Here is a 13949-nt window from a genome sequence, read left to right as displayed (position 1 = left end):
ATTACTTTAACTCTCCCCAGCTATCGCCTACACTTACGGAACACTCCAATGGAACATCCAACTCCAATACATTCTCCATCGTATGTACAAAACGTTTAGAGATCTCTTCTACTTTTTCTTCCTTCACTTCAAAGATAAGTTCATCGTGTATCTGTAATAGCATAAATGCATCCAGGTTCTCTTCACGTATCATCGTGTCTATCTGATTCATAGAGAGTTTTATAAGGTCTGCGGCACTTCCTTGGAAAACGGTGTTGACTGATTCACGCATATAGGCTGCTTTTTGCATCCCGTTGGCATTCTCATAATCAAATATACGTCTTCTTTTCAGTATGGTTTCCACATAACCGTCTATCTTGACACGCTCTTGAATACCTTCAAGAAAACTTTTGACTGTAGGGAACGATGCAAAGTAGTTCTTGATGATCTCTTTGGCTTCTACTTGTGCTATTCCTACATCTTCAGAGAGTTTTTTCGGTCCCATACCGTAGAGTAGACCAAAGTTGACAGATTTTGCCAAGTTCCGTTTTTCTTTAGCCTCATCTTCTCCAAAAAGTTTAATCGCAGTCGCTAGGTGAATATCTACGCCTTTATTAAAAGCATCCATAAGAGCGGCATCTTTTGAAAAGTGTGCAAGAAGTCGAAGTTCTATTTGAGAGTAATCAATACTGATCAATTTATAGCCCTCTTTAGCTACAAAAGCTTCTCTTACCGAGCGTCCGAGTGCTGAACGCACAGGAATATTCTGTAAGTTAGGATCACGTGAACTTAAACGTCCCGTCGCTGTACCCGTTTGACCAAAAGAAGTATAGATGCGACTGTGCTCATCGCTATTGGCCAGCTTAAGCAAAGGGTCCACATAGGTAGAGAGTATCTTCTGATATTCACGGTACTCAAGGATCTTTTCTATAATAGGATGTTCCCCGACCAGTGAACTTAATACCGCTTCATTGGTACTGTATCCTGTCTTTGTTTTCTTCCCGCCTTTGAGTCCCAGTTGTTGAAAGAGTACTACGCCTAACTGTTGTGTCGATTTGATATTAAACTCAGATCCGCTGAGTTCATAGATCTCTGAAGTCAAGGTAGCAAGATCTTCACTGAGTGTTTTTTGAAGTGCTTCCAGTTTAGAAGGATCTATTTTAATACCCAGACGTTCCATACGTATCAAAACATTCATAAACGGATACTCTACATTTTTAGCTTCTTTCAAAAGAGGAGTGAGTGAAGAGAGTTCCATTTTCTTTTTGATCGCGCCATAGAGAAGATAGGTCATCCACGCATCTTCTGCCGCATAAAAAGTAGCATCCTCTATAGAAACTGCTGAGAAATCTTCTCCTTTCTTAACCATCTCTTTAAAAGGCTTCATCTCATATTTGAAAAATGTCTTGGCAAGTGTATCAAGCCCCACTTTACTTCCAGGGTTTGAAAGCCATGCCATGATCATCGTATCTGCATAGGGTATGATCGGCTCCATATCAAACTGGTTATAGAGTAACGAAAAGTCAAATTTAAGGTTTTGTCCCACGACCTGGAATGTCATTAGCTTTTTGAGTGCGCTGATCGCATCATCAAGACTTACCTGTGCTTCTACCCCCAGGTAATTGTGCCCCACAGGTACATAGTATGCTTTTTGGGCATCCAAACAGAAGCTGAACCCTACCAGTTTGGCTACTTTAGTATCCAGTCCTGTGGTTTCTGTATCAAAGGCCACTATCGCATCTTTATCTATGCTTTCTATTACACTGTTTAGCTTCTCTTTACTGTCTAACGTAACTGCTTCAAAACTGAGACCTGGACTTTTTGGTTTTTCTACTACCGGACAGTCTGTTTCTTCCAGCCCTACTTTCGCTTTTTTGATGGCTTGCTTCATCTCATACTTTTCAAACTCTTCGAGTAGACAAGAGAGGTAATTCTTGTCTTCAAAGACAAAGCTTTCCACATCGATGTCTTTAAAAACGTCTGTTCTCATGGTAACCAATTCACGGGATAAGAATGCTTTATCTTTACTTTCCAAAAGAAGTTTCTGTATACGCGGTGTACCGCAATTCTCAATATCATCATAGATAGCTTCAAGTGTATGATACTGATTGATAAGTTTCGATGCACCTACTTTTCCTATCCCTTTTACACCGGGGATATTGTCTGAACTGTCCCCCAGTATGGCTTGAAAATTGATAAAGTCTTTAGGGCGTACACCGAATTTATCCACACATGCCTGTTCATCTACTTCTTGCTTTTTGACAGAATCATACATGACCACTACGCCATCATCGATCATCTGATAGAGATCTTTATCATGTGATACTATACGTACCTTTAACCCTTTCTCTCTTGCAAATTTTGTAACCGTCGTGATGACATCATCCGCTTCAAATCCTTCTCTTGAGAGATTGGCAAAACCCATTTGTTCTATCCATTCTATAGCAACAGGAAGCTGTTTAATCAGATCATCCGGTGCTGCCTCACGGTGGGCTTTGTATTCCGGATAGAGATCATTACGGAATGTTCTGCCTTTTGCATCCAAAGCAAAAACCAGATAATCAGTACTATGGTCACGATGCAAAGAGTCCACAAGATTGGCAAAACCGGTTAAAAGCCCCGTAGGAAATCCATCCGAATTACGCAGAGGAGGAAGTGCAAAATAGGAACGAAAGAAAAATCCGAATGTGTCTATAATCGTAATGGTTTTCATACTGTTTTTCCTTCTAATTCTTTAGCCAAATATTCACCCGTATATGACCCTGTTTTTTTATAGTCGCTGGCCACCTCTTCAGGAGATCCTGTAGCGATGATAAGTCCACCTTTATTTCCGCCTTCTGGTCCCATGTCAATGATGTAATCTGCATTTTTGACCATATCAAGATTGTGTTCTATGACGACGACAGAGTTGCCTAGTTCCACCAAGTGGTGTAGCACCCCTGTAAGTCTGTCCACATCCGCAAAGTGAAGCCCTGTAGTAGGTTCATCTAAAACATAAAGGGTTTGACCCGTATCTTTACGACTCAATTCTTTACTCAATTTGATACGTTGCGCCTCTCCTCCTGAAAGTGTGGTAGCATTTTGTCCCAACGTAATATAATCAAGTCCAACATCTGTCAATGTCTTAAGCTTGACTGCAATAGCTGGAATCGCTTTAAAGAATTCCAGAGCCTCGCCTACACTCATACCAAGAACATCTGAGATAGACTTCCCTTTATACAACACTTCACGTGTTTGTGCATTGTAACGCGTACCGTCACAGGCATCACAAGAGACCAACACATCCGGTAAAAAGTGCATCTCTATCTTTATCTGTCCATCTCCCTGACATTTCTCACAGCGTCCGCCTTTGACATTAAATGAAAAACGTCCTATCTTATACCCTCGAAGTTCTGCCTCTTTGGTTTGGGCAAAAAGTTTGCGTATCTCATCCATGATACCTGTGTAGGTTGCAGGGTTGGAACGAGGTGTTCTACCTATTGGGCTTTGATCAAGATAGATGACTTTATCAAGTTTTTCCAATCCTGTGATCTCTACACCATCTACTTTATTGACCTTTTTGGCATGGTTGAGTATTTCTCTTGCTACAGGCAGTAAAGTTTGAAGGATCAATGAACTCTTACCGCTACCACTTACCCCAGTAATACATACAAAGTTTTGCAAAGGGATCTTTGCATCAAGTTTTTCGATATTGTTGATCGTCACATTTTTGATCTCAATCCACTCATTTTGAGGCTTATCATGCGAGTAAGAGATATCTTTCTTACCATACATATAGTCTGCAGTCAGGGTCTTGGCTTTGGCCAATTTCTTTGCATCACCTGCAAACACCACTTCACCGCCAAACTCTCCTGCACCAGGACCGATATCTATGATGTAATCTGCAGCCAGAATGGTCTCTTTATCGTGTTCTACAACGATGACTGAGTTTCCTTTGTCTCGCAAAGAGTTAAGCGTACGAATGAGTTTCATCGTATCACGTTCATGAAGCCCTATACTTGGTTCATCCAGTACATACATGACACCAGTCAGTCCAGAACCTATCTGTGAAGCGATACGTATACGCTGTGCTTCTCCACCTGAGATACTTCTTGCATCACGACTCAAGGTAATGTACCCTAGCCCAACATCATGCAAGAAATAGAGTCTTTCATACAACTCTTTCAGTATGGACTCTGCTATCATCTTTTGCTGTTCATTCAAGTGAGAAAAACTCTCTTTATCTGCAAAATATGCATACGATCTGTCTATAGGCATATCAATGATATCTGCGATATTTTTCCCCTCTATCTTCACTGCTAAAGAACGGGGTCGCAGTCTGTGTCCATTACATTTGTCACACACCTTTTCGGTCATATACTCAGAAAGGTCTTTTTCCTCTTTGAACATATCGTGTGCAAATTTAACCACTCCCGGCCACTCCCGTTTGAGCTTATGTCGTTTCCATAAGAAGTCTATCGTACTCCCATTTCCATAGAGTATGGCTTTTTGTTGGTGTGACTCAAGTTCACCATAAGGGATCTTGATGTCAATGTCATTTTGTTCACAGAAAGCATTGAGAAATTTGGTGTAATAACTCTTATTAAAACCATACATGATTTTTACTGCACCCTTATCTATAGAGAGGTCCTGGTCAATGACCTTCTTTAAGTCTATAGCATAACGAATTCCAAGACCATCACAGGTTGGACAGGCACCCTTTGGTGAGTTAAAAGAGAAACTCACCGGTTCTAAAGGTTCGAAACTCAGTTTACAGTCAAAACAGGCCAAATGTTCAGAGTAATGAATGTGCTGTCTATCTAGATCCAGTTCTTCATAATTTAGTACTTCTATCTCCATCTCACCGTAGCTCTCTTTGAGTGCTTTTTCCACATCCTGCCCAATACGGTCACGGCTCTCTTCTTTGACGACAACTCTATCCACAACCACTTTAATAGTATGTTTTTTTGTTTTGGAAAGTTCTATCTCATCATCTAGACGCACCATCACACCATCGATCATCGCACGAATATATCCTTTATGCCGAAGAGACTCCAGCATATCTGCAAAGCTACCTTTTTTCTCTTTGACTAGCGGAGCCATGATCACAAGTTTTGCCCCATCAGGCAGTTTCAACACTTCTTCTATAATGTCAGAAGCGGACATCGAAGAGATAGGCTTTCCACACTCATGACAATGCTGCTCACCCACACGTGAAAAAAGTAACCTCAAGTAATCATAAATCTCCGTGATCGTTCCCACTGTAGAACGCGGATTTTTAGATGTCGTTTTCTGATCGATCGCGATAGCAGGCGTCAACCCTTCTATCTTATCTACATCAGGTTTGCCTACACGTCCCAAAAACTGTCTTGCATAAGAGGAAAGTGACTCTATATAACGTCTCTGTCCCTCAGCATAAAGTGTCGAAAAAGCTAGTGTAGACTTACCGCTACCAGAGATACCGGTCACTACGACCAATTTGTTTTTAGGGATCTCTATATTTATATTTTTTAAGTTATTTTCTTTTGCACCGTATACTTTGATCATATCATTCTTCATTCTTTTATCCTAGGTATTAAAACCACATTTTTTTTATTAAGATAACTAAAGCAAACATATAAAGTGCTAAAAGTGCTATCTTATGATTTTTGGAGGTTACATGATCTTTAAGCCAGATACCCATTGTCACACCTATCAGTGAAGCTATAGCAACGATCAGACCATTGTGAAAATCTATCGTTCCACTAGTCAGTCGGCTTATCATTCCCGCTACTGAAGAGAAAACCACAAAGAACAATCCTGCACTCACCGCTTTTTTTATAGGATAATGCAATAAACCTACTAAAAGCGGAGTAAGGATGATAGATCCTCCGATACCTAATGTAATAGAGAAGATACCAATACCCAGTCCAATCCCGAAAAGCAATGCTTTATTCAGTGTTTTGGTCTCCACGTCATCCTCATGATGCTGAGAGAAAAAAAGTCTGAAAAGTGCAAATATCAATAATCCTAGAAAGAGAAACTGTAGTACTATATCTGAGACAGCATGTGTCACATACCCTCCGATGTATCCTCCTACAAAACCTCCGAAACCCACAAAGATCCCTTCACCGATAATAAGAGAACCTTTTTTGAAGTTAAGAAATGAACCATAAATAGAACTAAATACCATTTGCATGATTGAAATACCGATGGCAACTTTCGTGTCAAAACCAAGCACTAAAAGTATAGGTACAAGAATCATACCACCACCTATACCAAAAAAGCCAGACATCGTACCGATAAAAATACCGACCAATATAAGTTCTACCATCATTTCCACTGCTCCAAAAATTAAGTTGGAATTATAACATTATTCTTAAATGTTTACACTAATTTAGCTATACTCATGGTATATAACACTAAAATCATAAAAAATGTAGGAAGAATGGGAAATGACATTTATGACACAAAGTATTAAAAAAATATTTTCATATTGGTTGATGATCCTAAGTATTCTTCTACTCTCTGCAATCATTTATACCATACCACATCTTCTCAAAACAGGTCAAGAGTCAAAACTTTTAAAAATCGATTATGAAGAATTGCACAGTCTGCAGTACGGTCTCCTTAACTCTAATGTCTGGACAGAGAAGATCTCAGCTGTCTTCAATCAAAAAATTGATGAATTTGATTTTACTTCAACAAGTCGTGAAGAGATCAAAAAATATGTGGAAACTGTGATAGATACACTGATTGTTGAAGCAGACAAAACAGTACGAAGAGATAACGAAAGGAAAAGAGGTTTTTTTAAAAGCCTCTTAGGTGATACCAAACAAATGATCACCGATGAGCTTGTTGATATTAGGAATTTAAGAAAAAAAGTACCCCAATATACTGATGCTGTGATGAATGAACTGGAAAAACCTGCAAATCAAAAGATCCTCAAAGCCGTAATGAAAGATAAACTGCATCAATTCATGCAAACGAATCTTGACCCCGTTGATATGAGTGAATACAATCAAATACTCAAATTCTATCAATGTAAAGACTTTGAGACATGCAGTACGTTTTTAGATACAGAACTTAAACAAAAAGCAGAAGAGATGAACCTCTACACCATAGCTATTTTGTCTATGGCAGTTATCCTGATCATCCTTATTATACTTCAAGGAACCATCCTAAAATCACTTTCATTGCTCTTACTTTCTGTCACAAGTACTGCTTTGCTCATTACTGGTCTTTTTCTGCCTATGCTTGATATAGAAGCTAAAATAAATAAACTCTACTTCATTATATTGGACAAACCCCTTACCTTTACAGATCAGATCATTTTTTTTAAAAGTAAGAGTATCTCTGATCTGGTACAGCTATTATTGGAATCTGATGAGATCAAGATGATATTTGTAGGGGTACTTTTGGTGATGTTCAGTATTATTTTTCCGACGCTAAAACTACTCTCTACGTATTTATACTTTTATAGCAGAAGTTTTATAGGGAACAATGCCATTGTACGTTTCTTTGCATTGCGATCTACAAAATGGTCTATGGCAGATGTGATGGTTGTTTCCATATTTATGGCCTATTTAGGACTTGACAGCATGGTAGAAAATGAGTTAAAAAAACTGGTAGAACAAAGTACCCCTGTCAATGTCATTACCTCTAACGGTACTGAATTACAGGTAGGATTTTTCCTCTTTTTAGGCTTTGTTCTTAGCAGTTTTGTTCTCTCTATACTTGTAGAAAATTCACGTAGATCTGATTAGTGTTTATAGAGACATACACTGAGATAAAAAAAGTTTAGTTAGCCTAAAGACAAAGGGTAATATAGATCTCTAAGTGATTTGATAGGTATCAAACTTCATCTAAAAGAGGCTGAGAAAAAAATGTTTCTATCACTGCTCTCATTTCTTTTGGATCCTCTATTCTATTCACATCATTTCTAAATGCAGAAGCGCCTTGATAACCGGCTTTAGAGTAGGAATGAAGGTTTTTTCTAAAAATAATCGCTCCATACTTGTCATAATGTTTTATCATTTGGTCAAAATGCTCTAAAACAACTTCTTTAATGAGTTCTGAGGTCGGTTCTTCCATCCCCTCTTTGATTTGTTTAAATATCCATGGCTTGCCTACTGCTGCACGTCCTATCATGATGCCGTCTGCCCCTGTATGCTCCAGTACCCATTTCGCTTTAGCAGGAGAGTCTATATCACCGTTAGCAATGACTGGAATAGATACGGTTTGTTTTACCTGTGCTATCGCATCATAATCTACAGCTGCCTTGTATCTGCCTGCTCTTGTCCTTCCATGTACAGCAATATAGTCTGCTCCGGACCCTTCGCATATACGTGCTATCTCTTCATGGTTTTTTTCGTTAAATCCCAAACGGAACTTTACCGAAGTATATTCTTTGTTGGAGTATTTTTTAATCGTTTCTATCACTTTTGCCATTTGAGGCAGATCTGTAAGTAGAGATGAACCCTGAAGGTTATTCACGACTTTGGGTGCAGGACAGCCACAATTGAGATCTATCGTTGTAATGCCGTCTATTGCATTGATGATTTCCACTGCACGCTTAATGACATCCAGATCAGAACCCGCTATTTGGATAGCATAGGGGTCTTCTATAGGACTTTTCTCGAGCATACGAAATGTTTTCTTAGAGTTATGGACCAATGCATTAGAGCTTATCATCTCTGAAATGGTAAGGTCAACACCAAATTTCTTAACAACGGAACGAAAAGGGAGATCGGTAAAGCCCGCAAGAGGGGCTAATACGTAAAGAGGTTTAGTAAAGTCTAGTTTCATTACAAACGGTTTGTATATCGATAATATCTTCTAATTTATATTTTGTGTGTTCTTGTTTCAATTCCCAAAGTGCTCTGAACTTCATAAATTCATGCTCTTCTTGTTCATTCAAGTAGATGGCAACTTGATCCAATAACTCATATTCAAAAAGAAGATAAAGATAGGCATTTTGTGCCTTAGGGTTATCAAGCTGGTAACCTCTGAAAAGTGTCAAATTCTCTTCGGGATTAAAATATTTCTTAGTCACGGAAGCTATTTTCATGAAGTCTTGACAGCCAATATCCAGTGCATCTACAAAATCTGTAAGTATCTCAGGGGTAAGTTCAAGCATATTTTCTTCAGTCACTCTCTCCAGCATAGTAAAGAAGCTTTTAATATCAAAAACTTTTACATATTTACGGGCTTTTTCAAAGTTCTCTTTACGGGCAAAAGTATCAAGTGCTTCTGCCTGTACGACCTCAGAGTATTCTGATGCAGACTTCAACACCTCTTCAATGAATTTATCATCAGATTGTAGACGATTCAGATTGTTCTGTGTCAAAATGGGGTTATTTGCCTTAAAGACTTTAGTCATTTTTTCTTCTTTTAAGTCAATATAATCACCATTTTTTATTTTCTGTATGATATTGATAACACGTGTAAGTCTTGGTGTCAAACCTTCTATAGTGTCAGAAAGATTGAGAGATGCTTTTCCTAAAAGTGATGCAGAGCTTCTTAATACCTCTATTCCATACTTTTGTTCTTTTGGCTCATTGATCAGTGACCAGTACAAAGCGTCTTCTAACGTGTTTGCATCTTTATGCCATTTTTTAAGTATAAAATAATTTTTTAAACCATAAACGAACATATGTATCAATGTGAAGATAAATAAAATCGCCATAGGCAGAATAATCCATACTGCTACAGGAAAACTAAAATTAATCCCCATCAACTCTATCGCATAATGATCCGGGTTCACCGTATAGGTAAACGCAGCAATTACTGCCATCAGCGCAAAAGTAACAAAAATATACAGAGCAAGTCTCATTTTATCCCCTTATGGTGTAAGCGACGCAAATAGAGTAATCTATAGATGTCCACGTAAACACCCCGTTACCTTTATCAGAGCGTTTACGTAAGCTATTGCTTTAAAATAGAAAATCTATTTGGTTTCTTTTTCAGTGATTTCTCTACATGTGATACAAAAACGTGCAAAGTTCTTCACTTCTAGACGTTTTCTGCCTATAGGCTCTTCACACATTTCACATATACCGAAAATTCCTTCCTTTATTTTATCTAAAGCAAGTTCAATTTCGGTTAATTCTTTACGCTGTTGTATTAAAATTGCACTATCTATCACAGCTTCTGCAGAAGCAGCTGCATAATCACCTTCATCATTCAACTCAAGTTCCCTCATTCCCTCTAACTCAAGGCTAGTCCCTCTAAGGTTTTTTTCTATCTGTACTCTTCTGTCTAGTAATTTGTTTTGAAAGTCATTCAACTCTGTTTCTTTTAACATTTAAGTTTTCCTATTTATGATATGGATGATTATTGTTAATGGTCAAACCTCTAAAGATCTGTTCCATCAACACAACTTTCACAAGTTTATGTGAAAGCGTAATTTTACCAAATGATATTGAATTATTACATTTGGTTAAAAAATCCCTCTCAAAGCCGTATGCACCGCCAATAAAGAGATTTACCTGAACGCTATCCTTAAGCAAATTTGCGAATTCATGACTATCTACTTCTTTTGAAGAAGGATCTAACGCTATATTTATACCAGAATCCATATACTTTTCTAATGCTTTGCTGTATGATTTTTGAGCAGCTTCCGGAGAAATGTCCTGTGCTTTTGCTATTTCTTTGTCAAAAACTTCAATAACTTCTACTTTTGCAAAAGGTTTAGCGATCTTTTTATAATGCTCTATCAAACCGGCATATAAATTATCTTTCCCTTTTTTATCAATAATAATTACATTGATCTTCATATTATTCCTCTTTCATTTTTGCTGCAATTTTTGTCGCCAACTGATGTACTGACATTGCATAATAGGCACTGTGGTTATAGCGGGTGATCACAAAAAAGTTTTTGGCACCATACCAAAGTTCATCATATTTCTCTTTGTTCAGCTTAATAAGACGTACCTTGCCCCAGTAGTCCCACTTCTTTTTGGGCCGTATACCTTTGAGTTGCGCTCGATCATAGGTTTTTCTATAGCCGGTTTCATAGGCTTCAAATCGCATTCCCTGATACCCTACTCTGGTAGCAACAGGCTCGCCCTTACGCCAACCATTTTGTTTCAAATAGTTTGCGATACTTGCAATGGCATCTTCAGGTTTCTGCAGTGTAATTCTACCATCCTTATTAAAATCCACACCATATGCTTCATAGTTGCTTGGCATAAACTGTCCTAAGCCAATCGCACCAGCGTAAGAGCCATACACATTTTTAGGATTGAATTTTTCTGTTTGAGAGAGGTGCAGGAACTTCATCAACTCTTTTTGGAAAAATGTGTTTCTTCTGTTCTTTTCAAAAGCCAAAGTGCTCAACGTATCAAATACCGGATACTTTCCAACATTCCTGCCATACACCGTTTCTATACCTATAATAGCTGCGATATACTCTTTAGGTACCGTATACTTTTTTTCGACTTGATCAAATATCTTTTGGTAGCGTTTAATAAAATCCACACCTTGCTGAACACGTGCCTCACTGATTCTGTATTTTGCATAGCGATCCCATGCACCATATTTTGGATAAAGCTTTTCAAGTGCAGCGATCTCTTCAGGTGTTCTTTTTTTCTCTACTTCAGGGAGAAATACATGTAATGCAGATTTTTGGACTTTGACATCTGAAAATAATTTCTCAAGGTCGGCTATTTTAAAATCATAGGTTTGAACCAAGGCATCCATAAATTCTATCGTTATAGGGTTTTTTGTATAATCTTTGGCAGATAATATGAATGTCATGATAAATAATAATGTTATGGCTCTTTTCATCAAATTATCCTCATATTTTTGGTATTGTACACTATAGAAATAAAAGGTAAATTATGGATCGTATTTTATTCGTATGCTTGGGAAACATCTGCCGAAGTCCCCTGGCTCACGGTGTGGCAGAACATATAGCCCAAACAAATAAACTTGAGCTTGACATAGACTCTGCAGGTACAAGCGACTGGCATAAGGGGGAAGCACCTTGCGATAATTCTATCAAGGTCGCTCAGCGATATGCTATTGATATCAGCAAACAGTATTCACGTCCTATCAGCAAAGAGGACATCCACTCTTTTACCCATGTGGTAGCTATGGACAGACAAAACAAAGCAGACATGGAAGCCTTTGGTTTTTCCAATATCCACCTTTTAGGGGATTATGCGAATTTTAAAGGGGAAGATGTGCCTGATCCTTACTTTTTTAACGGGTTTGAAGGATTTGAAAAAGTCTACCAGATGATTTCACTTTGTGTGGAAGATTTTATAGAAAAGGTAAAAAATGGAAGCCTCTGATTACTGTATCATCACTACTTCGACAGATTCAAAAGAAAATGCCGATGCCATCACACAGCGACTCTTGGAAAAGAAACTTGTTGCCTGTGTACAGTCTACAACCATACAGAGTGCGTATCACTGGGAAAGAAAGATCATAGAATCAGAAGAGATTCGTCTTCAAATGAAAACGAAAAGATCACTCTTTGAAAATATTCAAACAGAGATCGAGCACCTGCATACCTATGACGTACCTGAGATCATCATGGTACCCATGGCAGGCGCCAATCCACCCTACCTTCAATGGATAGAAGAGGAAACGATAAGCACTTAATCTCTTTGATAATAAGAGATAATCGAAGCTTTTTGAATCGTATGTTTATTGATCATAAAGCCTACCACTGCACTCTTGGTCTCCGCCTTTACAGGTAAACTTTCAACATCCAATGCATGTACCGTAAATACATAACGATGGGCTTTGTCTCCCTGTGGAGGACAGGCGCCTCCAAAGCCTGCATGACCATAATCAGTTGTTGTTTCCATTGCACCTTTTGGGAGTGTTTTTTTGGCTGAAGCATTTGCACCTATTTTATGGGTATCAGCAGGAATGTTCACGATCAGCCAATGCCACCATCCGCTGCCTGTCGGGGCGTCAGGATCATACACAGTGATAGCAAAACTTTTCGTACCTTTGGGTGCATGATTCCAATGCAGCTCCGGAGATATATTTTGCCCATTGCATCCAAAACCGTCAAACTCCTGGGCTTTAACCATCTGTCCTTTGATCGTCTCACTTGCCAAAGTAAAACTCTCAGCCTGTAAAAATGAGCCTACGAGCATCACTATCCATATATATCGCATTTTTTCTCCTTATTTTTTATTTATCATAGGATAATTTACATTAGAATCCTATTTAGTTTTTTCAAGATAAATCTTGACATCCTGTGATAGTTGAGATACCCTATCACAATATAAACAAAAGGACAAACAATGCAAAATGATTTTACTAAAGCGATGGATTTCAGACACGCCTGTAAGCTATTTGATGAAAACAAAAAGATAAGTGATGAAGAGATACATTACATTTTAGAAGCCGGAAGAAAATCACCCTCTTCTTTTGGTATGGAAGCATGGAAGTTTTTGGTGATCACTAATGAAGAACTCAAAGCAAAGCTCAGACCATTCTGCTGGAACCAGGTGCAGATCACTTCCTGTTCGCATCTTGTCATCATCCTTGCAGGCATAGAAAATGCCAAAGTAGAGAGTGGCATCCCTAAAAAGAGATTTATGCGACGTGATATGCCTCAGGAGACACTTGATTTTTATATGGATATCTATGCCAAACACTTGGAAAAGACACTCAGTACAGATGAAAACACCTATGCATGGACAGCCAGACAGAGCTACATTGCATTAGGAAACATGATGACTGCTGCTGCCTTTGTAGGCATAGATTCCTGTCCTATAGAAGGGTTTGAAAAAGAGAATGTGGAAGAGGTTCTAGGCCTTGATACAAGTAAGTACCAGGTAGCAGTTGTCGTACCATTTGGCTACAGGGTCAATGAACAGTCCACACAGGTTAGACTTCCTTTTGATGAAGTAGTTGAGTTTATAAAGTAAGAAACCATTAGATGCTTTGCAAAGTCAAGTTGAAGTTTTTGACATCCCTACAGAAGAACGCATAGAAGGGTTTTTCCCGATGCCATCGGGCATCAAAGTAGCCTTCTTTTGTGA

General features: G+C 38.5%; 13 protein-coding genes. 4 read left to right on the top strand and 9 right to left on the bottom strand.

The genetic code is table 11. From position 1 onward, the window contains the following. Position 1: 1 nt before the first annotated feature. The 3 genes from polA to LDM93_RS01625 are packed head-to-tail and all read right to left on the bottom strand — an operon-like array spanning position 2 to position 6274. On the bottom strand, positions 2 to 2692 hold the full coding sequence (gene polA / locus LDM93_RS01635; protein WP_223890213.1) for a DNA polymerase I: 2691 nt from the start codon (positions 2690 to 2692) through the stop codon (positions 2 to 4). Beyond that, the gene (uvrA, locus tag LDM93_RS01630; RefSeq protein ID WP_223890212.1) at positions 2689 to 5517 is read right to left on the bottom strand and encodes an excinuclease ABC subunit UvrA; all 2829 of its coding nucleotides are present in this window, start codon (positions 5515 to 5517) and stop codon (positions 2689 to 2691) included. The genes polA and uvrA overlap by 4 nt, the downstream gene beginning before the upstream one ends. 16 nt (positions 5518 to 5533) lie before the next feature. Further along, on the bottom strand, positions 5534 to 6274 hold the full coding sequence (locus LDM93_RS01625; protein WP_223890211.1) for a sulfite exporter TauE/SafE family protein: 741 nt from the start codon (positions 6272 to 6274) through the stop codon (positions 5534 to 5536). Positions 6275 to 6392: 118 nt separating this feature from the next. Here LDM93_RS01625 and LDM93_RS01620 point away from each other — a divergent pair, with 118 nt between their 5' ends. After that, on the top strand, positions 6393 to 7703 hold the full coding sequence (locus tag LDM93_RS01620) for a paraquat-inducible protein A (RefSeq protein ID WP_223890210.1): 1311 nt from the start codon (positions 6393 to 6395) through the stop codon (positions 7701 to 7703). 88 nt (positions 7704 to 7791) lie between these two features. Here the strand turns inward: LDM93_RS01620 and LDM93_RS01615 are convergent, their stop codons facing one another. The 5 genes from LDM93_RS01615 to mltB all read right to left on the bottom strand — a co-directional run bounded on the left by LDM93_RS01615 (position 7792) and on the right by mltB (position 11727). Further along, complete coding sequence (locus tag LDM93_RS01615; protein ID WP_223890209.1) at positions 7792 to 8745, bottom strand: tRNA-dihydrouridine synthase; 954 nt, start codon at positions 8743 to 8745, stop codon at positions 7792 to 7794. Next, positions 8726 to 9772 (bottom strand): hypothetical protein, encoded by a 1047-nt coding sequence (locus tag LDM93_RS01610; protein WP_223890207.1) that lies wholly within the window; start codon positions 9770 to 9772, stop codon positions 8726 to 8728. Before LDM93_RS01610 ends, LDM93_RS01615 begins: the two co-directional genes overlap by 20 nt. 114 nt (positions 9773 to 9886) lie before the next feature. Continuing rightward, positions 9887 to 10243, bottom strand: a complete 357-nt coding sequence (gene dksA / locus LDM93_RS01605; protein WP_223890205.1) for an RNA polymerase-binding protein DksA — start codon at positions 10241 to 10243, stop codon at positions 9887 to 9889. Positions 10244 to 10253: 10 nt separating this feature from the next. Then, positions 10254 to 10715, bottom strand: coding sequence for a 23S rRNA (pseudouridine(1915)-N(3))-methyltransferase RlmH (locus LDM93_RS01600; protein WP_223890204.1), 462 nt, complete (start codon positions 10713 to 10715; stop codon positions 10254 to 10256). Between the two features lies 1 nt (position 10716). Next, positions 10717 to 11727 (bottom strand): lytic murein transglycosylase B, encoded by a 1011-nt coding sequence (gene mltB, locus LDM93_RS01595; RefSeq protein WP_223890202.1) that lies wholly within the window; start codon positions 11725 to 11727, stop codon positions 10717 to 10719. A gap of 53 nt (positions 11728 to 11780) precedes the next feature. On the opposite strand from mltB, the gene LDM93_RS01590 reads away from it, so the two are divergent. Both LDM93_RS01590 and cutA read left to right on the top strand, forming a co-directional pair. Further along, positions 11781 to 12236 (top strand): low molecular weight protein-tyrosine-phosphatase, encoded by a 456-nt coding sequence (locus LDM93_RS01590; protein WP_223890201.1) that lies wholly within the window; start codon positions 11781 to 11783, stop codon positions 12234 to 12236. Then, positions 12223 to 12549, top strand: coding sequence for a divalent-cation tolerance protein CutA (gene cutA / locus LDM93_RS01585; protein ID WP_223890200.1), 327 nt, complete (start codon positions 12223 to 12225; stop codon positions 12547 to 12549). The genes LDM93_RS01590 and cutA overlap by 14 nt, the downstream gene beginning before the upstream one ends. Here the strand turns inward: cutA and LDM93_RS01580 are convergent. Further along, the gene (locus LDM93_RS01580) at positions 12546 to 13076 is read right to left on the bottom strand and encodes a YbhB/YbcL family Raf kinase inhibitor-like protein (RefSeq protein WP_223890199.1); all 531 of its coding nucleotides are present in this window, start codon (positions 13074 to 13076) and stop codon (positions 12546 to 12548) included. The two genes, cutA and LDM93_RS01580, sit on opposite strands and share 4 nt — an antisense overlap. A 129-nt stretch (positions 13077 to 13205) precedes the next feature. On the opposite strand from LDM93_RS01580, the gene LDM93_RS01575 reads away from it, so the two are divergent. Continuing rightward, positions 13206 to 13835 carry an NAD(P)H-dependent oxidoreductase gene (locus tag LDM93_RS01575; protein ID WP_223890198.1) on the top strand — a complete coding sequence of 210 codons (630 nt, stop codon included), beginning with the start codon at positions 13206 to 13208 and terminating at the stop codon, positions 13833 to 13835. Positions 13836 to 13949 lie beyond the last annotated feature (114 nt).

Source organism: Sulfurovum sp. TSL6 (assembly GCF_019972115.1).
Classification (GTDB): Bacteria; Campylobacterota; Campylobacteria; order Campylobacterales; family Sulfurovaceae; genus Sulfurovum.
The sequence above is the reverse complement of the archived record's forward strand: the minus strand, read 5'-3'. Positions and strand labels throughout refer to the sequence as shown.

Excerpts from the sequence above, each read along its gene's own strand:
- LDM93_RS01610 (WP_223890207.1), bottom strand. The coding sequence starts at position 9,772 with ATGAGACTTGCTCTGTATATTTTTGTTACTTTTGCGCTGATGGCAGTA.
- LDM93_RS01615 (WP_223890209.1), bottom strand. The coding sequence starts at position 8,745 with ATGAAACTAGACTTTACTAAACCTCTTTACGTATTAGCCCCTCTTGCG.
- cutA (WP_223890200.1), top strand. The coding sequence starts at position 12,223 with ATGGAAGCCTCTGATTACTGTATCATCACTACTTCGACAGATTCAAAA.
- dksA (WP_223890205.1), bottom strand. The coding sequence starts at position 10,243 with ATGTTAAAAGAAACAGAGTTGAATGACTTTCAAAACAAATTACTAGAC.
- mltB (WP_223890202.1), bottom strand. The coding sequence starts at position 11,727 with ATGAAAAGAGCCATAACATTATTATTTATCATGACATTCATATTATCT.
- uvrA (WP_223890212.1), bottom strand. The coding sequence starts at position 5,517 with ATGAAGAATGATATGATCAAAGTATACGGTGCAAAAGAAAATAACTTA.
- LDM93_RS01575 (WP_223890198.1), top strand. The coding sequence starts at position 13,206 with ATGCAAAATGATTTTACTAAAGCGATGGATTTCAGACACGCCTGTAAG.
- LDM93_RS01625 (WP_223890211.1), bottom strand. The coding sequence starts at position 6,274 with ATGATGGTAGAACTTATATTGGTCGGTATTTTTATCGGTACGATGTCT.
- polA (WP_223890213.1), bottom strand. The coding sequence starts at position 2,692 with ATGAAAACCATTACGATTATAGACACATTCGGATTTTTCTTTCGTTCC.
- LDM93_RS01580 (WP_223890199.1), bottom strand. The coding sequence starts at position 13,076 with ATGCGATATATATGGATAGTGATGCTCGTAGGCTCATTTTTACAGGCT.
- LDM93_RS01600 (WP_223890204.1), bottom strand. The coding sequence starts at position 10,715 with ATGAAGATCAATGTAATTATTATTGATAAAAAAGGGAAAGATAATTTA.
- LDM93_RS01620 (WP_223890210.1), top strand. The coding sequence starts at position 6,393 with ATGACATTTATGACACAAAGTATTAAAAAAATATTTTCATATTGGTTG.
- LDM93_RS01590 (WP_223890201.1), top strand. The coding sequence starts at position 11,781 with ATGGATCGTATTTTATTCGTATGCTTGGGAAACATCTGCCGAAGTCCC.